Genomic DNA, 20,971 nt, shown 5'->3' on the forward strand with positions numbered 1-20,971 from the left:
CTCACTCCACTTCAGACAGACGGGAAAGAACTTCGGCGAGCCCGGCGACGTGCGGTGCGCGCAGCACGCCCAGGTGGTCCCCGGCGATGCGGTGCACGCGCAGTCCGCCGCCCGCCAGGGCCCGCCAGTGCGCCAGGTAGTCGTCGTAGCGCATGCCGTGGATCGAGTCGTGCCGGCCGTCGGCGAGCTCGTCGCACAGGATCAGGTCGACGGGCCCCGGGTAGGGCTTGAACGGGTAGGAGAGCCGGGCCTGCAGCAGCTCCCGCCACCCCCGGATCCGCTGGGCCCAGGCGGCGCCGAGGTCGTCCTCGTCGATCCACACGTCGCCGTCGTCGACGGCGCCGCGGACCAGCGCGACCAGCTCGGCCCGCGCGTGCGCGCGGCTCTGCGGCGGCAGTCCGGGCAGCGACGCGAACAGTGCCTCCGCCCGGCGGAACGTGGACAGGTTCACCAGCTGCTGCTGCTTGTGGTGCAGGGTCAGGTCGACGACCGGGTCGAGCAGCACCAGCCGGCCGGGCGTGCCGCGGGTGTGCAGCTGCTGGGCCATCTCCCACGCGATCGCGCTGGACGCGCACCAGCCGAGCAGCGTGGACGGCGCCGGCCCGGCCGGGTACTCGGCGAGGTAGCGCTCCGCGATGTCCCCGATGTCGGCCGCGGCCACGTCCGCGTCGTGCAGGCCCGGCCACTCGTACGCGGCGAGGGGCAGGTGCCCGGCGAGCTCCCGGTACCAGTGTGCGCTGCCACCGCCGGGGTGCAGGCAGTACAGCCGCGGGTCGCCGGCGCCGAAGCGGACCAGGGCCTGCTGCGCGGCGCCGGTGCCGAGGGCGGCGGCGATCCCGCGCACGGTGCGGCCGGTGAGCAGGTCGCGGAACGTGACGGCCAGGCCGTGGCGCCGCTGGAGCTGCTCGACGACCTTCAGCATCAGCAGCGAGTGCCCGCCGGCGGCGAAGAAGTCGTCGTCGCGTCCGATCCGCGGCACCCCGAGGACGGCCTGCCACACCGCGGCGATCGCCTCCTCGACCGGCCCGTCCGGCCGCCGGTAGGCGGTCGTGGCCGGGCCGCCGCCGGGGACGGGCAGGGCCGCGCGGTCGACCTTGCCGTTGGCCAGCCGCGGGTACGTGACCATCTCCACGACGTGGGCGGGCACCATGTAGGACGGCAGGAGCTCGCCGGCGAACCCGAGCAGGTCCATGGTGGACAGTTCCGGCCCGGCGGGCACGACGTAGGCGACGAGGACGGGGTCGCCCTGCGGGCCTGGCGCCGGGTGGACGACCGCCGCGCGCACCGACGCGTGCCGCACGAGGGTGTTCTCGATCTCGCCGAGCTCGACCCGGAACCCGCGGATCTTCACCTGGTGGTCGCGGCGGCCGAGGATCTCCACCCGCCCGTCGAGGCGCCGGCGGCCGAGGTCACCGGTGGCGTACATGCGGGCGCCGGGCGCGGCGCCGTGCGGATCGGGCAGGAACGCCGCCGCGGTCGTGCCCGGCCGGCCGAGGTAGCCGCGGGCCAGTCCGTCCCCGCCGACGAAGATCTGCCCCGGCAGGCCGTCGGGGACCGGCCGCAGGTCCTTGTCCAGCAGGTAGATCGACGTGTTGCCGGCCGGGACGAACGGACCGCCGGGTAGCCGGGTGCCGAAGCAGAACACGGTCGCCTCGCTCGGGCCGTACATGTTCCACACCTCGGCGCCGGACGCGCACAGGGTCGCCATCAGCTCGGCGTTCATCGCCTCACCGCCGCTGAGCAGCCGGAACCCGGCCGGCGGCGACCAGCCGGACTCGACCAGCATCCGCCAGGTGGTCGGGGAGGCCTGCATGAACGTGGCGCCGCTGTCGCGCAGCAGCCGGGCCAGGGACTGCGGGTCGCGGGCCAGGTCCTCACCGGCCAGGACGAGCCGGGCGCCGTCGGCGAGCGCGATGAACGTGGCGAGCTGGGCGACGTCGGTGACGATCGGCACGACCGCGACGACGACGTCGTCCTGGCGGATGCGCATGGTGCGGCGCATCGACCAGACCCGGTCGGTGAGCGCCCCGTGGGTGATCATGACGCCCTTCGGGGTGCCGGTCGACCCGGAGGTGTGCACGACGTAGACGAGCTCGTCGCGGGCCGGGTGGTGCACCGCGTACGACGGCGGCGGCAGCGGCCCGGTGTCCTGGGCGGTCGTCACGACGCCCGCGTCGCGCAGGATCGCCTCGACGCGCGCCGCCGGGTGCGCCGGGTCGACCGGCACGTAGGCCGCGCCGAGCCGCAGCGCGCCCAGCAGCGCCGCGACCAGGTCGGGCACCCGCGGCAGGCGCAGCCCGACCAGGTCCCCGGCGCCGACGCCCTCGGACGCCAGCCGCGCCGCCCACGCCCCGGCCCGTTCGTCGAGCTCCCGGTAGGTGAGCCGCTGACCGGCCGCCTCCACCGCGACCGCGTCCGGCGTGGTCGCGGCGTGCTCCGCCACCAGTTCGTGCACGCCCCGGTCGGGCCGTGGCGCGCGGACCGCAGCGCCCCGGGCGGCCAGCCGCCGCTGTTCGGGCGGCGGCAGCAGCGTGCCGCCGGTGTTCGAGGCGGGGTCGGCGGCCATCGTCTCCAGCGCCGTGCGGTACATGCGGGCGAGCATCTCGGCATGCGGCCGCCCGATGCGGGCGGACCGGGCGCTGATCAGCATCGCGCCGCCCTGGGTGGACACGGCGAACGGGAACTCGTTGGGGCTGACGTCGGTGCTGCCCTCGGTGTCGACGGCCTTGCGGTCCAGGACGTGGAAGTCGAGGTAGTTGAAGGCGACCTCCAGCAGCCGCTCCGGGCCGCCGAACGCGCGCTGCATCTCCGGCAGCGGGAAGCGGCGGTGCGCCCACAGCTCGACCTCTTCGGCGAAGACGGCGCGGACCAGGTCGATCCAGGTGGATGCCGAGGTGGGCGCCACGAACGGCACCGGGTTGAGGAACATGCCGTAGACCAGGTCGCCGCCGTCGACCTCGGTCCGGCCGTTGCAGACCAGGCCGGAGGAGAACGGCGCGTCCCCGGCGACGGTGCGCCACACCGCCAGGTGCGCGGCGAGCAGGACGCTCTTGAGCGCCGCGCCCGCGGCGGCGGCGAGGGCCCGCAGCGGGGTCTCGAGGTCGCGGAAGGGCACGGCGATGGCGTAGGCCGGCTCGCCGTCGGGATCGGCCCAGGCGGCCGGGACGGTGAGCCGGTCGGCGCCGCCGAGCCGGCCGGCCCAGAACGCCCGGTCGGCGGGGTCGGCGAGGCTGTGCTGCTCCTGCGCGATGAAGTCCGCGTAGCGCACGGCCGGGGGCACCGTCTGCGGCGTACCGCGGTAGCCGGCCAGGATCTCCGAGACGAGGGAGTTGTGGCTCCAGCCGTCGAGGACGGCGTGGAACTCGGTGATGGTGAGGTACCAGCGTTCGCCGGAGACCCGGTGGGCGTGGAAACGGATCAGCGGCGCCGTGCCGAGGTCGAACAGGCGGGCCCGTTCGTCGTCGCGCAGCCGCTCCATCGCCTCCTGCTGCCCGCCGGTGCCGCGGAGGTCCACTGTGGTCAGTTCGACCTCGACGGTGCCGTGCACCAGCTGCATCGGCTGGGAGAAGCCGGTCAGGTCGAACGACGTGCGGAGGATCTCGTGCCGCTGGACGACCGCTTCCAGTGCCGCCCGCAGCGCGGCGGCGGAGAAGTCGCCCGTGTCGCGGATCAGGTAGCTGGTCACGTTGTGGTAGGGCCGGTTGTGCGGGTCGGCCAGCAGCTCGTAGACCATGCCGGCCTGCACCCGCGCCATCGGGTAGGCGTCCACCACCCCGGCCGGCAGCGCGGCCAGGTCGTCGGCGGTGAGCAGGCTGAACGCCGCGACGCCCGAACGTTCGGCCGCGGAACTGCCGGAGCGGTCGCCGGCGCCCGCACGGACCAGCTCGGCGACCGTCTGGTGCCGGAACACGTCCTGCACGCTGTAGTCGAAGCCGGCCGCGCGCAGCCCGCCGACGAGCCGCACCGCCCGGATCGAGTCGCCGCCGAGGGCGAAGAAGTTGTCGTCCATCCCGACCGGGCCGGCGTCGAGGATCTCGGCCCAGACGGTGGCGACGGCCCGCTCGGCGGCGGTGCGCGGCCGCTGCGGCGCGGCCCCGTCGCGCAGCGCCTGCTCCGGTGCCGGCAGCGCCCGCCGGTCGATCTTGCCGTTGGCGGTGAGCGGCAGCTTCGGCACGACCACGAACGCGGCCGGCACCATGTACGCCGGCAGCCGCGCGGCGAGGTGGGCCCGCAGGTCGGCGACGGTGACCGCGGCCCCGCTGCTGGGCACCACGTAGCCGACCAGCCGCCGCTCGGCCCCGGCCGGCTCGTGCACGCAGACCACGGCGGCATCCAGGTCGGGGTGGCCGGACAGGCAGGAGCCGACCTCGTCCAGCTCGATGCGGAACCCGCGGATCTTCACCTGGTCGTCGAAGCGGCCGAGGAACCCGACGTCGCCGCCGGGCAGGACCCGCGCCTTGTCCCCGGAGCGGTACAGCCGCGCGCCGGGCGGCCCGAACGGGTCGGGCACGAACCGTTCCGCCGTCATCCGGGGCAGCCCGAGGTAGCCGCGGGCGACCCCGGCGCCGCCGACGTAGAGCTCGCCGGGCACGCCGACCGGCGCGGGCCGCATCCGCGGGTCGAGCACGTGCAGGCTCAGGTCCCGGATCGGCGCGCCGATCGGGCTGCGGTCACCGTCCAGATCGGACAGTCCGAGCGGGCGGACGGTGACGTGGACGGTGGTCTCGGTGATGCCGTACATGTTGACCAGCCGTGGCGTCCGGTCGCCGAAGCGCCGCCACCACGGCGCCAGCATCGCCACGTCCAGCGCCTCGCCGCCGAACACGACGGTGCGCAGCCGCAGCCCGTCCATGGCGGGCTCGCCGCGCGCCGCCAGCTCCACCAGTGACCGGAACGCCGACGGCGTCTGGTTGAGCACCGTGACGCCCTCCTCGGCCAGCAGCGCGACCAGGTCCCACGGCGAGCGGGACACCTCCTGCGGCACGACGACCAGCCGGCCGCCGTAGGCGAGCGGGCCCCAGATCTCCCACACGGAGAAGTCGAACGCGAAGGAGTGGAACAGCGCCCACACGTCGTAGGGGCCGAACCGGAAGTCGTCGTCGGTCGCGGTGAACAGCCGGGCGGCGTTGCCGTGGGTGACGCGGACCCCCTTGGGCCGCCCGCTCGACCCGGAGGTGTAGATGACGTAGGCGAGGTCGTCCGGGTGCACCCGCACCTGCGGCGCCGTCGCCGGGTGCGCCTCGATCCGCCGGTCCTCGGCGGGGTCGTCGAGCAGCACCAGCGCGGCCGGGGCGGTGATGAGCGCCGCGGACGGCGACGCGGTGACGACGACCCGGACGCCGGCGTCGCGGAGCTGGAAGTCGATGCGTTCGGCCGGGTGCTGCGGGTCCAGCGGCAGGTACGCCGCGCCGGCCTTGAACGCGGCGAGCAGCGCCACGACCATGTCCTCGCCGCGCGGCAGCAGGATGCCGACCAGGTCCTCCCGGCCGGCGCCGAGCGCGCGCAGCCGGTGCGCGAGCCGGTTGGCCCGGGTGTCCAGCTCGCCGTAGGTCATGCGGCGCATGCCGGAGCTCAGGGCGACCGCGCACGGTTCGCGTTCGGTGTGCGCGGCGAACCGCTCGTGCAGCAGCGGCCCGACCGGCACCGCGGCGGCCGGCCGGGACACCAGGGCGTCGCGCTCGCCGGGGGTCAGCAGCGGCAGGTCGCCGACCCGGGTATCCGGCCCGGCGACCGCGGCGGCCAGCAACCGTCCATAGTGGACCGCCATGCGCTCGGCGGTGCCGGTGTCGAACAGCGCGTGCGGGAACGTCAGCTCACCGGCGACGGAGCCGTCCGGCTGCTCCTGCAGGGTCCAGCTCAGGTCGAACTTCGCCTCCCGGGCCGGCACGTCGACCGGGTCGCCGGTCAGCTCGCCGGCGGTGAACCGGGCCGGGCCGGTGTTCTGCAGGGTGAGGTTGACCGTGGTCAGCGGGTGGCCGGCCAGGTCCCGGCCGACGTCGAGGGCGTCGACGATCCGCTCGAACGGCACGTCCTGGTGCGCGTAGGCGTCCAGTGCGGTGCTCCTGGCGAGGTCCACGAGGTCGGCGAACGTGGGGTCGCCGGTCAGGTCGGCGCGCAGCACGAGCAGGTTCACCAGGAACCCGACCAGGTCGCCGGTGCCGGGGTGGGTCCTGCCGGCGATCGGGCTGGACACCGCGAAGCCGGTCTGCGCGGTGTAGCGGTGCAGCAGGGTCCACAACGCCGCGAGGTACACCATGAACGGGGTCGCGCGGTGCCGCCGGGACAGTTCCGCGACCCCGCGCGCCACCCCGGCGGGCACGGTGAACGGCACGGTCGCGCCGGCCGCCTGCCAGACCGGCGGGCGGGGCCGGTCGGTGCTCAGTTCCAGCGGCGGCAGGTCCCGCAGCTGCTCCCGCCAGTAGCGCAGCCCCGCGACGGTCTCGCCGTGGTCGCGCTGCCAGGCGGCGAAGTCGGCGTACTGCACCGGCTCCGGCAGGTCCCGGCCCTCGTAGAGCGCGGCGAGGTCGCGGATCAGCACGCCGCCGGACCAGCCGTCGACCGCGATGTGGTGCACCACCAGGCTGAGCAGGTGCTCGCCGGGCCCGGTGCGCGCCAGCCCGGCCCGCAGGACCGGCCCGCGGCCCAGGTCGAACGGCTCGCTCAGGTCCGCCTCGGTCGCGCCGTCGAGGAGCGGTACCGGCGCCGGCGGGTCGATGATCTGGACCGGCTCGCCGTCCGCCCCGGCCGTGTAGCGGGTGCGCAGCACCTCGTGCCGGGCGACCAGTGCGGTGAGGGCCAGGCGGAGCCGGTCGGCCGACAGCGGGCCGGTGAGCCGCAGCACGATCGGCACCAGGTACTCGGCGCCGCCGGGGCGCAGCCGGTCCAGGAACCACAGCCGCCGCTGCGCCGCCGACGCGGGGATCGGCTCGTCGCGGGCCACCACCGGGAAGCGGGGCCGCGGCTCGCCCGGTGTGCGCTGGCGCAGCCTGCCGAGCAGCCTCGCGGTGCCGGTGGTCGGGTCGCTCACAGTTCCTCCTCGTCGGCGGCCAGGCGGGCGAGCGCCGTGGCCTGGGTCGCTACGGTGGTCGCCTCGAAGAGCAGCCGCAGCGGCACCCGCAGGCCGAACAGGTCGTCCAGCCTGGTCAGCAGCCGGGTCGCCAGCAGCGAGTGCCCGCCCAGGTCGAAGAAGTCCTCGGTGACGTCCACCGTGGACACGCCCAGGACCTCGGCCCACACCGCGGCGATCGCGGCCTCGACCTCGTCGCGGGGGCCGGTGTGCTCGCGCTGCCGGAGCACGTCGCCGGGGCCGGGCGTGGGCAGCGCGCGGCGGTCGACCTTCTTGCTCGCGGTCAGCGGCAGCCCGTCCAGCGCCAGCCACGCGGTGGGCACCATGTAGTCCGGTACCCGGGCCCGCACGTGTTCGCGCAGGTCGCCGAACGCGATGGTGCCGCCGGGGCGGGGCACCACGTATCCGACCAGCCGCGGGTCGCCGGGTGTCAGGTCGCGCACCGCGACGGCCGCCTCGGCGACCGCCGGGTGGCTGCCGATCGCGGCCTCGATCTCGCCGAGCTCGATGCGGAACCCGCGCACCTTCACCTGCGTGTCGAGCCGGCCGAGGAACTCGAACAGCCCGTCGGCGCGCAGCCGCACCTGGTCGCCGGTGCGGTAGAGCCGGTCGCCGGGGCGGCCGCCGAACGGGTCGGGCACGAACCGGTCCGCGGTCAGCCGGGCCCGGCGTAGGTAGCCGCGGGCGAGCCGCACTCCGCCGAGGCACAGTTCGCCGGCCACGCCGACCGGCACCGGCTGGAGGTGCTCGTCCAGGACGTAGGCGCGGGTGCCGGGCACCGGCCGCCCGATCGGCAGTCCGGCGCCGTCGGCGGCGCCGAGGTCGGCCGGGTCGACGGGGTGGGTCAGCGCGACCACCGTGGCCTCGGTCGGCCCGTAGGCGGAGGTGAACGACCCGGGCAGGTCCGCCGCGTACCAGCGCCGTGCGTCGCCGTGCGTCACCTGGTCGGCGCCGACGTGCAGCATCCGCAGGCCGGCCAGGCGGGGGTCGCCGGGGCGCACGCCGTCCATCACCTGCCGGTAGTAGGCGGGCGTGAACAGCACGTGCGTCACCCCGGCCGCGGCGAGCCGGTCCGGAACTTCCGACGGCGCCCAGAACCGGGCGTCGCTGATCGCCAGGGACCCGCCCGCCAGGAGCACCACCCCGAGCTGCTCCATGGCCAGGTCGAAGGTGAGCGACGACAGAAGCACCGCCCGGTCGTGCGGGCCGAGGCCGTACATGCCGGCGGTCACCCGGCAGTGGTGGGTGTAGGCGCGGTGGGTCACCATCGCCGCCTTCGGCCGGCCTGTCGACCCGGACGTGTAGATCATGTACGCCAGCTGGTCGGGGACGCTGCCGGGCAGGTCCGTCGCCCGGGCCGCCGGCGGCGCGGGGTCGTCGACGGCGAGCACCGGCACTGCCACGCCGGCGAGGTCGCCGCGCAGGCGCTCGTGCGTGACGAGCAGCGCCGGTTCCAGGTCGGCGAGCATGCCGGCCAGGCGTTCCGGCGGCTGTCCGGTGCCCAGCGGCACATAGACCCCGCCCGCCTTGGCGACGGCCAGCAGCGTGACGACGGCCGCCGAGGAGCGTTCCAGGTGGACCGCGACGGGGCTCTCGGCCCGTACGCCCGCGTCGACGAGCCGCCGCGCCAGCTCGGTGGAGCGCCGCGACAGCTCGCGGTAGGTGATCCGCTCGCCGTGGTCCTCGACCGCCAGGGCGTCGGGGTCGCGGGCCGCCTGCGCCTCGAACGCCTCGTGCAGGCACTCGCCGGCCTCGGGGTCCGGCGACGGGTTCCAGCCGTGCAGGAGCAGGTCCCGTTCGGCGTCGGTGAGCAGCTCCAGGCGGCTCACCGGCCGGTCCGGGTCGTGGGCGACGGCCGCGGCGAGGGTGGCGAGGTGCCCGGCCATCCGCTCGGCGGTCGCCCGGTCGAACAGCGCCGTCGCGTACTCCAGCTCGGCCCGGTAGCCGCCGGCGCCGGGCAGGGCGGTGAGTGTCAGGGTCAGGTCGAACTTCGCGGTCCGGCGTTCGGCGTGTACGGGTGCCACGCCCAGCCCGGCGAACGCCGGTACCGCCGCCGGGGTGTCCCGCAGGTCGAACATCACGTCGCACAGCGGCAGCCGGCCAGGATCCCGGTGCGGCGCGACCTCCTCCACGAGCCGGTCGAAGGGCAGTCCCGCGTGACCGAAGGCGTCGAGCGCCCGGTCCCGGACCCGCCCGGCCAGTTCGGTCGCGGTCGGGTCGCCGGAGGCGTCGACCCGCACCACGACCGTGTTGACGAACAGCCCCGCGACGTCGTCGAGCCCGGGGTGCTCGCGGCCGGTGACCGGCATCCCGATCGCGAGGTCGTCCTCACCGGTCCACCGGCGCAGCAGCGCCGCGAAGACACTCAGCATGGTCATGAACGCGGTCGCGCCGTGCCGGCGGCCGTGCTGGAGCAGCGGCCGCATGACCCGGTCCGGCAGGTCGACGGTGACGGCGGCGCCGCCGGTGTCGCGCACGGCGGGTCGTGGCCGGTCGGCGGGCAGGTCGAGCGGGCCGATCCCGTCCAGCCGCTCCCGCCAGTGGGCCAGCTCGGCGGCGACCACGTCGTCGGTGAGCTGCGCCCGCTGCCAGGCGGCGTAGTCGGTGTACCGCACGGGTGGTGCGGCGGTGGCGACGCCGGTGTAGTGCGCGGCCAGGTCGCGCAGCAGGATCTCGTCGGTGCGGCCGTCGGTCGCGATGTGGTGCAGCACCAGCAGCAGCACGTGCTCGTCGGCGCGCACGCGCAGCAGGTGCACGGCCAGCGGCGCCCGCGCCGCGAGGTCGAACGGCTCGCCGGCGAGCGCATCGACCACTGTGGACAGTGTCTCCGGCGGGACGTCTTGCACGGGCAGGGCGACCGGCGCGGCCGGGTCGACGACCTGCACGATGCCGTCACCGGGCCCCGGCACGTACCGGGTGCGCAGCACGGCGTGCCGCTCGGTGAGCGCCGTGAGCGCCCGCGCGAGCGCCGGGACGTCGAGGGGGCCGGTGAGCCGCAGCCCGGTCGTGACGTGGTACTGGCGGCCGCCGTCGAGCAGGTCGAGGAACCACAGCCGCTGCTGGGCGAAGCTCAGCGGGGCCGGGCCGTCGTGGCGGGGGATGACCGGGCCGGCGCCGGGCGCGGCGAGCGACGCCCGGCCGGCCAGCCCGGCGACCGTGCGCGCCTCGAAGACGGCGCGGACCGGCAGGTCCACCCCGAGTTCGGCGCGCACCCGGGTGGCGACGCGGATCGCGAGCAGCGACTGCCCGCCGAGGTCGAAGAAGTCGTCGTCGACGCCGACCTGCGCGACGCCGAGCACGTCGGCGAAGACGGCCGCGAGCCGGACCTCGAGCGGCGTCCGCGGGGCCTGGCCGGTGGTGCGGGCGGCGTCCGGTGCGGGCAGCGCCGAGCGGTCGACCTTGCCGCTGGCCGTGGCCGGCAGCCGGTCGAGCGCGACGAACACCGACGGCACGTACGGCTCGGGGAGCCGTTCGAGCAGGAACGCGCGCAGCTGCGCCGGGGACGGCGGCTGGTCCCGCGCGACCAGGTAGGCGACCAGCCGGGCGAGGCCGTCGGGGCCCGGCCGGGGACGACCACGGCGGCGGTGAGCGCCGGGTGGCGCTCCAGCGCGGCCTCGACCTCGCCGGGTTCGATCCGCACGCCGCGGATCTTCACCTGCTGGTCGGCGCGGCCGAGGAACTCCAGGACCCCGTCGGCGCGGCGGCGGACCGTGTCGCCGGTGCGGTAGGCGCGGGCGCCGGGCGGGCCGTCCGGGTCGGGGACGAACCGTTCGGCGGTCAGCCGGGGCGGCCCAGGTAGCCGCGGCCGACCCCGGCGCCGGCGACGACCAGCTCACCCGGCACGCCCGGCGGCACCGGCGCGCCGCCGGGCCCGAGCACGGCCGCGCGGGTGTTGTCCAGCGGGTGGCCGATCGGGACGGTCCCGGTCTCCTCGCCGGACACCTGCCAGGCGGTGACGTCGATCGAGCATTCCGTCGGGCCGTACGTGTTGACGAGCGTCGCACCGGTCCGGGTGATGAGCGCGCGGGCCAGGTCCGGCGGCAACGGCTCACCGGCGGAGAAGATCAGCCGCAGGGTCGTGCACCGGTCCAGGCCGGGCTCCTCGGCGAGGGCCCGGAAGAACGACGGCACCCCCTGCAGCACGGTGACGGACCGTTCGGCGAGGACCGCGGCCATCAGCGCCGGGTCGCGTTCGGTGCCCTCCGGCGGCAGGACCACGGTGCCGCCCCAGACGAGCGGGCCGAGCAGCTCCCACACGGACGCGTCGAACGTGACCGACGTCTTCTGCAGCATCCGGTCGCCCGGGCCGAGGCCGTGCCGCCCGACGGCCCACAGCACCCGGTTGACGATGCCGCGGTGCGGCACGCCGACGCCCTTGGGCCGGCCGGTCGAGCCGGAGGTGTACATGACGTAGGCGAGCCCGTCGGGGTCGGTGGCGACCGGTGCGGCGCCGCCGGGCCGGGCGGCGATCGTGTCCCGCTCGGGGTCCAGGCCGAGCAGCCGCCAGCCGCCGGTCACGGCCGCGAGGGGCGAGGTCGCCGGGTCGTCGACGAGCACCAGGCGCACGTGCGCGTCGGTGAGGGTCCACGCGAGACGCTCGACCGGGTGGGCGAGGTCCAGCGGCAGGTAGGCCGCGCCGGCCCGCTGGATGCCCAGCACCGCCGTGACGAGGGCAGGCCCGCGGGGCAGGCAGACCGCGACGATGTCGTCACGGCCGGCGCCGGCGGCCCGCAGGTGGTGGGCGAGCCGGTTCGCCGCCCGGTCCAGCTCGGCGTAGCCGACCTCGGCGCCCGGACAGGACACCGCGACCGCCTCCGGTGTGCGGGCGGCCTGCGCCGCGAACAGCTCGGGCAGCCCGGCGTCGCCGCGCGGCACCAGCGGACCCGCCGACGGGGCCGCCTCGGCCGGGTCGAGCGGCCGCAGCCGGCGCACCGTCGCGTGTGGACGGTCGGCGGCGTCGGCGAGCAGCCGGGTGTAGTGCCGGGCGAACCGTTCGACCGTCGAGCGGTCGAACAGCGCGGTGGCGTACTCCAGCTCGCCGGTGAGCGCCCCGTCGGGGCGCCGGGTCAGCTCCAGGGTCAGGTCGAACTTGGCGGTCCGCCACGGCACCGGCTCGGCGGTGACGTCCAGCCCGCGCAGCCGGAACCGTTCCTCACCCTCCTCCCGCAGCGCGAACAGCAACCCGAACAGCGGGTGCCGGGACAGGTCCCGCTGCGGTGCGAGGTCCTGCACCAGCAGCTCGAACGGCAGCTCGTCGTGCCGGTAGGCGTCCACGGCGGTGTCGCGGACCTGGCCGAGCAGCTCGCCGAACGTGGGGTCGCCGGTCAGGTCGGCGCGGACCACGACGGAGTTGACGAAGTAGCCGATCAGCTCGTCGACGAAGGCGCTGCCCCGCCCGGACACCGGCACGCCGACGGCGAGGTCGGTCCGGCCGGTCCAGTGCGCGAGCAGCGCGAGGTACCCGGCGAGGTAGGTCATGAACGGGGTCGCGCCGTGCCCGCGGCCGAGCGCGTCGAGCCGGGCGACCAGGTCGGCCGGCACGGTGAAGCGCAGGACGTCGCCGCGCCCGTCGCGCACGGCGGGCCGCGGCCGGTCGGTGGGCAGCTCGGTCGGGTCGAGGCCGTCCAGGCGCTGCCGCCAGTACCCCTGCAGCTGCTGGAGGTGCCGGCCGGTGAGGTGGCGGCGCTGCCGGATCGCGAAGTCGCCGTACTGCAGCGACGGGACCGGTGTCGTGACGCCGGCGTAGGCGTCGGCGAGGTCGGCGGCCAGGATGCCGGCGGACCAGCCGTCGGTGGCGATGTGGTGCACGACCAGGCTGAGCACGTGCTCGTCGGGTGCGGCGCGGATCAGCCGGGCGCGCAGCACGGGGCCGGTGGCGAGGTCGATCGGGGTGCCGAGCTCCTCGGTGAGCACGGCCCGCGGGTCGGCGTCGGTGACCGGCAGCGGCACGGGCCCCGGCGGGTCGACGACCTGGACCGCGACGCCGTCCGGGCCGGGCTCGTAGCGGGTGCGCAGGATCTCGTGCCGGGCCACCACGGTGCTCAGCGCCCGGCGCAGCGCGTCGACGTCGAGCCGCCCGCGCAGCCGCAACGCGGTCAGCACGAGGTATTCGGTGCCGCCGGGGTTGAGCTGGTCGACGATCCACAGCCCCTGCTGGGCGTAGGACAGCGGCCGGGGCCCCGCCGTGTCGAGGGCGGCGGACTCGGCAGCCTCGCCGTAGAACGACTCCAGCTGCGCCCGTGCCCGCGCGCCGAGCAGCACGGCGAGCGAGGCCACCGTCGGCGCGGCGAACACGTCGCGGACGGTCACCGGGAGCCGGTCCCGCAGCCCGGCCACGACCCTGGTGGCGAGCAGCGACTGCCCGCCCAGGTCGAAGAACCGGTCGTGCCTGCCGACCCGCCGCACGCCGAGCAGTCGCGCCCAGACCTCGGCGATGGCCCGCTCCGCCGGCGTGGCCGGCGCCTCGTAGTCCTCCACAGTGGACGGTGCGACCGGCGGCAGGGCCCGGCGGTCGAGTTTGCCGTTGCGCAGCAGGGGCAGCTCGCGCAGCGTCGCCCACAGCGTCGGCACCTGGTGCTCCGGCAGGCGCTCCGCCGCGAAGCGGCGCACCGCCGCGACGTCCAGGCCGGGGTCCGAGGGCACCAGGTGGGCCGCGAGCTGGGTGCCGTCGAGGACCACCGCCGCGGCGGCGACCGCGGGATGGGCGACCAGGACGCTCTCGACCTCGCCGGGCTCGACCCGGTGGCCGCGGACCTTGAGCTGCCCGTCGCGCCGGCCGAGGAACAGCAGGGTCCCGTCGGGCAGGCGGCGGGCCAGGTCGCCGGTGCGGTACAGGCGGGCGCCGGGCTCGCCGGACCACGGGTCGGGCCGGAACCGGTCGGCGGTCAGCCGCGGGTCGCCGAGGTAGCCGCGGCCGACCCCGTCGCCGCCGACGTGCAGCTCGCCCGGCACGCCGACCGGCACGGGCCGCAGGTCGTCGTCGAGCACGTGGACCCGCACCCCGGGCAGCGGCCGGCCGATCGGCACCGGGCCGGGGCCGGGCTGCCCGGCGGTCGTCACGTGCACGCAGCAGGCGACGGCGGTCTCGCTCGGCCCGTAGCTGTTCACGACCACGGTGCCCGGCGCCCACCCGGCCAGGTGCTCCCCGCGCAGCTCCTCGCCGCCGATGACCAGTGCGCCGACGGGCGCCGGGTCGAGCAGCCCGAGGTGCGTCGGGGTGAGCTTCACGACGTCGAACGCGGTGCTGTCGAGGGCGGCGGCGAGACCTTCGACGCCTGGGCCCTCCGGGACCAGGTGCAGCGGCGCCCCGGCGGCGAGCGTCGGCCACAGCGCGGTCAGCGCCAGGTCGAACGCCAGGGACGTGTGCAGCGGCTGGCCGGCGGCGCCGGGCCCGCCGAGCGGCAGCGTGGCGACGGCCCAGCGCACGTAGCCGGCCAGCCCGCGGCGGGTCACCATGGCGCCCTTGGGCCGGCCGGTGGACCCGGACGTGTAGACGGCGTACGCGAGGTCGTCGCCGGTCGCGACGTCCTCGATCGTGCCCGGCAGGGTGCGCAGCAGCGCCCGCTCTGAGGGGTCGTCGAGACAGACGGCGGTGACCCCGGCGGGCAGGGCGGTGCCGGACGGCACCACGGCCGTCACGGCACCGGAGTCGTCGAGGGCCTGCCGCAGCCGCGCGGCAGGGTGCGCCGGGTCGAGGGGGATGTAGGCGGCGCCGGAGCGCAGCACCCCCAGCAGCGCGACGACCAGGTCAGGGGTGCGCAGCCGCACGGCGACGAAGCGGCCGGGGCCGGCGCCGAGGGCCCGCAGCCGGTGCGCGAGCCGGTTGGCCTCGCGGTTGAGCTCCGCGTAGGTGAGGGTGCGGCCGTTGCCGGTGACCGCGGGCCGGTCGCTGGACACGATCCGCACCGGTTCGCCGGTCGGGGGAGGGCCGGCCGCGAAGGTGTCCGCGGGCAGGGTCGGGTGCCGGGGGTCGGCGCCGGCGACAGCGAGGAGGTCCACGTAGTCGGCGGCGAACCGGGTCACGGTCGGCTCGTCGTACAGCGCCGCGGTGTACTCGATCCGGCCGTCGAGACCGCCGTCGGCCCGGTCGGTCACGTGGCAGCCCAGGTCGAACTTCGCGCCGGGGGTGTCCGGCCGCGGGAAGGGCGGCGCGACGGCGGTCCGGGCGTGGGTGACGAACATGACGGAGAACAGCGGCTCCGGGTGCACCCCGGCGACCAGGTCGAACGGCACGTCGGCGTGCGGGTAGGCGGCCACCGCCTGGTCCCGCACCGCCGCCAGCAGCTCGGCGAAGGTGGGTGCGCGGCCCAGGTCGGCGCGCATGACGACGGTGTTGACCAGCAGCCCGGCGACCCGTTCGAGTTCGGGCCGGTCGCGGACGGAGACCGGGACACCGACCGTGACGTCGCTGTGCCCGCTGTGCCGGCCGAGCACGGCCATGAACCCGGCGAGCAGCGTGACGAACTGGGTGGCCTCGTGCTCGACGCCGAGCTCGTGCAGCCGGGCCACGACCGGCGCCGGGACGGTGAAGTGCACGGTGCCGGCACGCCGGTCCGGCAGGACGGCTCTGAGGTGGTCGACGCGGCGGTCGGTCGGCAGGGACACGGCCCGTGCGCCGGCGAGCCGGTCCCGCCAGAACGTGAGGTCCGGCGCCGGCCGGGCGTGCTCCCAGGACGCGTAGTCCGCGTACTGCAGCGGCTGCGGCGGCAGCGGCCGGCCCAGGTAGGCGGCGACGAGCTCCTCGGCCAGCACTTCGTGGGTGCGGTCGTCGGTGGCGATGTGGTGCAGGACCAGCAGGGCGGTGTCACCCACCAGCCGGACCCTGACCGGTGGCCCGGCCGACAGGTCGAACGGCACCCGCAGCTCGGCCGCGAGCACCGTCGCCGGGTCCCCGGGCTCGTGGGCCGGGCGGACCGGCGCGGGCGGGGCGATGACCTGCCCGTCGTCGGCGTAGCCGGTACGCAGGATCTCGTGCCGTTCGAACAGCAGCGTCAGCGCGGCGTGCGCCCGGTCGAGGTCGAACGGCCCGGGCAGCGGCACGGCGAGCGGTTCCAGGTAGGCGACATCGGCCGGGTCGAGCTGCTGCAGGAACCACATCCGCCGCTGGGCGGCCGACATCGGCAGCGTGCCGTCGCGGGGGACCGGCCGCACCGGCGGGACCGCCGGGGGAGCGGTGCCCAGCCGCGCGGCGAGCCGGGTGACGGTCCGCGCGGCGAAGAACGCCGACACCGGCAGGTCGACGCCGAACTCGGTCCGCAGCCGGTTCACCGCCCGCACCGCGAGCAGCGAGTCGCCGCCGAGGGCGAAGAAGTCGTCGTCCGGTCCCAGCTCGGGCTGGTCGAGGACCTCGGCGAGCACCTTCGCCACGACCTGCTCGACCGGCGAGCGGGTGGCGGGCCCGGTCCGGCTGTGCGCGGGCACCGGCAGCGCGTTGCGGTCCAGCTTGCCGTTCGGCGTGGTGGGGAACGCGTCCAGCACGACGATCTGGGCCGGGATCATGTACGCCGGGATGAGCCGCGCGCAGTGCAGGTACAGCGCGCGGGTCAGCGGCGGCTGCGCGGGGTCGGCCGGCTGCACGTAGCCGACCAGCCGCAGGTTGCCCGCGGCGTCCGCGACGGGGTGCACGACCGCCGCCCGGACGGTGTCGTGCGCGGCGAGGACGGTCTCGACCTCGCCGGGCTCGACCCGGAAGCCGCGGATCTTCACCTGATGGTCGGTGCGGCCGAGGATCTCGATCCGCCCGCCCGGGTGCCGGCGGGCCAGGTCGCCGGTGCGGTACAGCCGCGCGCCGGGCACGGTGCCGAACGGGTCGGGCACGAACCGGCCCGCCGTCAGCGCGCAACGGCCGAGGTAGCCGACGGCGACCCCGGCGCCACCGATGTACAGCTCGCCGACGGTGCCTGCCGGAACCGGCTCCTGGCGCTCGTCGAGCACGTACAGCGTCGTGTTCGCCACCGCCGTGAACGCCCGGGCACCGGAGGGCTCCACAGTGGACACCGAGGACCAGACGGTCGTCTCGGTCGGGCCGTACAGGTCCCACAGCCGCACCCCGGCGGCGCACAACCGGGCGGCGAGGTCGGCCGGGAGCCGCTCCCCGCCGCACAGGGCGGTGAACCCGGCCGGTGGCGTCCAGCCGGAGTCCAGTAGCAGCCGCCAGGTCGCCGGGGTTGCCTGCATGCACCGGGCCGAGATCCGTGCCAGCAGCGCCGCGAGGCGCTCCGGGTCGCGGGCCTCGCCGGCCTCGCTGACGACGACCCGGCCGCCCGTCACCAGCGGCAGGAACAGCTCCAGGGCGGCGATGTCGAACGAGGCGGTGGTGACGGCCGGGAACGCCGCGCCGGCCGGGATGCCGGGGCGATCGTGCATCGACCGCAGGAAGTTCGTGAGCGCGGCGTGGGTGACCATGACGCCCTTGGGCTGCCCGGTCGACCCGGACGTGTAGATGACGTAGGCGGGGTCGCCGGGCAGCGCCGCCGCCCGCGTCCCGGGACCGGCCCCGACCCGCGCCAGGACCTCGGGGGTGAGCACGACCTTGGCGCCGGCGTCGGCGATGACGTAGGCCAGCCGGTCGGCGGGGTGCTCCGGGTCGAGCGGCACGTAGGCGGCCCCGGCCAGGTGCACGCCGAGCAGCGCGGCGACGAGGTCGGTCCCGCGGGGCACGGCCACGCCGACCAGGTCGCCGCCGCGGACGCCCTCGCCGGCCAGGTGCCCGGCGATCGCGCCGGCCCGGGTCATCAGCTGCGCGTAGGTCAGCCGCCGCGGGCCGCACTCGACCGCCACCGCGTCCGGGGTGCGGGCCGCCTGCGCGGCGACCAGGTCGTGCACGGGCGCGTCCGGCAGCGCGCCGGTCGTGTCCCGCATCGGGGGCAGCGCCTCCAGGAGCTCGTCGGCCGGCAGCAGCGCCAGCCGGCCGAGCGGCACGTCGTCCGACCCGCCGCCGAGCCCGTGGCACAGCACGGCCAGCCGGGCGGCGAGCGCGGCCGCCTCCTCGGCGCTGTACCGGGCCGCGGCGGCCACCAGCTCGCCGGCGACCGAGCCGTCGGCGCGCCGCACCAGGCGGACCTCCAGGTCGTGCCCGGTGGTGCGGACGCTCACGAACACCGGCTCGGCCGGCACCCGCAGGTCCGGCACCGGGCCCTCGTCGGTGGTCTCGACCAGCACCCGGGACCCGGCGGTGCCGGGCGCGGGCAGCAGGCGCAGCGCCTGCGCCACGGTGAGGTGCGCCGGCAGGTCCAGCACGCCGTCCCACGCACCGCCGTGCCGGGCGAGCAGCGTGTGCACCGCGACCAGCAGCCGCCCCTCGTCCAGGTCGGGCAGCGCGACCGGGACCGCGTGACCGGGACCGCCGGGAGTGCCGTCGACCGCCGTGGCCACCACCAGCACGTGCTCGTCGGGGGCGAGCCTCACCAGTACCGCATCCATCGCAGACAGCGGCGGCGCGGCGAGGATCCCGGCGAACAGCTCGTCGCACACCCGCATCAGGTCGGCGGCCGCGCGCAGCCCGGGCGGCGCAGGCACCCGGCGCGGCAGGTCCCCGCCGAACGCGGCCCGCAGCCGCCGCTCGTCGAGCCGCCCGCGTAGGTGCACGGCGTGCGGGGACCAGCGGCGCTCGGCCGGGAGTGAGGCCGGGAGCGGGCCGGGGCCGGGAGCGGGGCCGGGAGCGGGGCCGGGAGCGGGGCCGGGAGCGGGGCCGGGAGCGGGGCCGGGCGGTCAGCGTCCATCTTCGGCCATGCGCAGCCGGAGGCTCAGCGGGCGCATGTCGGTCCACACCCGCTCGATGTGGTCCAGGCACTCGTCGCGGGTGCCCGACGTGCCCTCGGCCCGCCACCCGGCCGGCAGCTCGCGGTCCGCGGCCCAGATCGAGTACTGCTCCTCATGGTTCACCACGACCAGGTGTCGTTCGTGCGCGGGCGCGCTGCTGTCCACGCTGCTGTTCATGGAGTCCGGCTCCTCTGCAAAGGAAGGAAGGTCAGTCGGTCAGGAAGTCCGGCAGGTGGGTGCCGAGCCCGCGGCTGGCCGCGGTGTCCAGCACGTGCGCCGCGACGGCGGCGTCCAGGATGCCGAGCCCGAACGGGGAGAACACGGTGACGGCGTGCGGGTCGTACGGCACCGTCGCCCGCCTGGCGAGGACCGCGCCGAGCTCCGCGGCGATGAAGTCGCGGCCGCCGGACCGCTGCTCGGCGAGCTCGCAGGAGGTCGCCGCCCGGCACACGTGGTCGGCGTCGTCGACGACGTTCGTGGCCACCAGGATCGACTCCGGGGCCAGATCGCGCAACGACAGGTGCAGCACGACCGTGCCGGGCCGGCACGCGGCGGTGGTGAGGTGCGGCGTTCCGGCGGTGGTGGCCAGCGACACGATCCGGTGCGCGGCGAGCGCGGTGTCGATCCGCTCGTGCACCTCGACCCGCAGGTCCGGTCGGCGGATCCGGTCGGCGAAGGCCCGTGCCCGGCCGGCGTCGAGGTCGAACAGCGCCACGTCGGCGACCGCCGGCAGCTTCGCCCGCAGGAACCGCAGCACCTCCGCGTTGATGACGCCGCAGCCGATGAGCGTGACCCCGGTGCGCACGTCGTCCGGCGCGCCGACGGTCAGTTCCTCGGCGGCGACCGCGGCGCTGGCCGCGGTGCGCCGGGCCGAGATGACCGAACCCTCCACCAGCGCGACCGGCCGGCCGTCGTCGACGCGGTTGAGCAGGATCGCCGCCGACGCGCGCTCCAGGCCGTGGCCGATGTTCCCCGGGAACGACGCGATCCACTTCATCGCCGCCACCGGCCGGGCCCCGCCGACATAGGCCGGCAGGCCGATGATCCGGTTGCGGTCGTCGTCGGGGAACCGCAGGAACACCGAGTGCGGCACGGACGTCTCACCGCGTGCGTGCGCGACGTAGGTGTCGCGGACGGTCCGCAGGACGGCTCCGTCGGCGCCGTCGAGGACGGCCTTCACGTCACGGCGGCCGAGGATCAACATGCGGCCTGCTCCTTCCACAGGTACCGGATGTCGCCGAACTTCTCGAACACCCACTCGTCGGAGTAGATGGTGTCCAGGTACCGCTCGCCGCGGTCGGGCAGCACCAGGGCGCAGGTCGCGTCCTCGGGCAGCTCCGCGCGGCGCTGACTGACGGCGCTGATGATCGCGCCGGTCGAGCCGCCGCCGAGGATCGCCTCGGTGCCGACCAGCCGACGGCAGCCCACCACGCAGTCCTGGTCGGTGACCCGCACGACCGAGTCGGCGATGCCCTCGAAGTAGAGCCCGGAGCGGATCGCCGCCCCGTGCCCCGGGATCAGCCGCCGGCACGGCACCGAGCCGAAGATCGCGCTGCCCTCGGCGTCGACCGCGACGACGTGGGTGGACAGGCCGTGCTCGGCGACGTAGCGCTTGCAGCCGTGGATCGTGCCGCACGAGCCGGTCGCGACGAACAGGTAGTCGACCCGCCCGTCGAGGGCCTCGGCGATCTCCCGCATCACGGCCTCCTGGGCGCGGGCGTTGAGCAGGTTCGCGTACTGGTTGGGCCAGTACGCGTCCGGGATGGTGGTGACCAGCTCGCGGACCCGGGCGATGCGCGCCGACAGGTAGTCGCCGATCGCGTTGTCGGGCCTGGTGACCGTGTCCAGCTCCGCGCCGTACGCGGTGAGGATCGCGATGTTCTGCGCGGTGGTCTTCGGGTCGATGACGCAGATGAACCGCAGGTCGAACCACCGGCACACCTGCGCCAGCCCGATACCGAGGTTGCCGGAGCTCGACTCGACCACGGTGGACCGGCCGGGCACGAGCTGCCCGCTGCCGATCGCGCCGAGGATCATGCCGATCGCGGCCCGGTCCTTCATGCTGCCGCCCGGGTTGAGCGACTCCAGCTTGGCGTACAGCGCCCCGCGGTGGTCCGGGAAGAGCCGTTCCAGCCGCACCATCGG

Annotated in this window: 7 protein-coding genes; 1 reads left to right on the forward strand and 6 read right to left on the reverse strand. The window is 76.1% G+C overall.

Features of this window, described 5'->3' with window-relative positions:
- Position 1 precedes the first annotated feature (1 nt).
- Both OHA72_RS37385 and OHA72_RS37390 read right to left on the reverse strand, forming a co-directional pair.
- Positions 2 to 7,027 carry a non-ribosomal peptide synthetase gene (locus OHA72_RS37385; protein WP_327000779.1) on the reverse strand — a complete coding sequence of 2,342 codons (7,026 nt, stop codon included), beginning with the start codon at positions 7,025 to 7,027 and terminating at the stop codon, positions 2 to 4.
- On the reverse strand, positions 7,024 to 10,509 hold the full coding sequence (locus tag OHA72_RS37390) for a non-ribosomal peptide synthetase (protein ID WP_327000780.1): 3,486 nt from the start codon (positions 10,507 to 10,509) through the stop codon (positions 7,024 to 7,026). The genes OHA72_RS37385 and OHA72_RS37390 overlap by 4 nt, the downstream gene beginning before the upstream one ends.
- A 152-nt stretch (positions 10,510 to 10,661) precedes the next feature.
- On the opposite strand from OHA72_RS37390, the gene OHA72_RS37395 reads away from it, so the two are divergent.
- A complete protein-coding gene (locus OHA72_RS37395; protein ID WP_327000781.1) occupies positions 10,662 to 10,865 on the forward strand; it encodes a hypothetical protein in 204 nt (67 codons plus the stop codon).
- Here OHA72_RS37395 and OHA72_RS37400 read toward each other — a convergent pair.
- From OHA72_RS37400 to sbnA, 4 genes are all read right to left on the reverse strand, one after another.
- Positions 10,844 to 18,652, reverse strand: coding sequence for a non-ribosomal peptide synthetase (locus OHA72_RS37400; RefSeq protein ID WP_327000782.1), 7,809 nt, complete (start codon positions 18,650 to 18,652; stop codon positions 10,844 to 10,846). The two genes, OHA72_RS37395 and OHA72_RS37400, sit on opposite strands and share 22 nt — an antisense overlap.
- A gap of 123 nt (positions 18,653 to 18,775) precedes the next feature.
- Positions 18,776 to 19,003 (reverse strand): MbtH family protein, encoded by a 228-nt coding sequence (locus tag OHA72_RS37405; protein ID WP_327000783.1) that lies wholly within the window; start codon positions 19,001 to 19,003, stop codon positions 18,776 to 18,778.
- 31 nt (positions 19,004 to 19,034) lie between these two features.
- Positions 19,035 to 20,030, reverse strand: coding sequence for a 2,3-diaminopropionate biosynthesis protein SbnB (gene sbnB / locus OHA72_RS37410; protein ID WP_327000784.1), 996 nt, complete (start codon positions 20,028 to 20,030; stop codon positions 19,035 to 19,037).
- Positions 20,024 to 20,968 (reverse strand): 2,3-diaminopropionate biosynthesis protein SbnA, encoded by a 945-nt coding sequence (gene sbnA, locus OHA72_RS37415; RefSeq protein ID WP_327011741.1) that lies wholly within the window; start codon positions 20,966 to 20,968, stop codon positions 20,024 to 20,026. Before sbnA ends, sbnB begins: the two co-directional genes overlap by 7 nt.
- Positions 20,969 to 20,971: the final 3 nt, after the last annotated feature.

It is taken from the genome of Dactylosporangium sp. NBC_01737 (assembly GCF_035963215.1).
Classification (GTDB): Bacteria; Actinomycetota; Actinomycetes; order Mycobacteriales; family Micromonosporaceae; genus Dactylosporangium.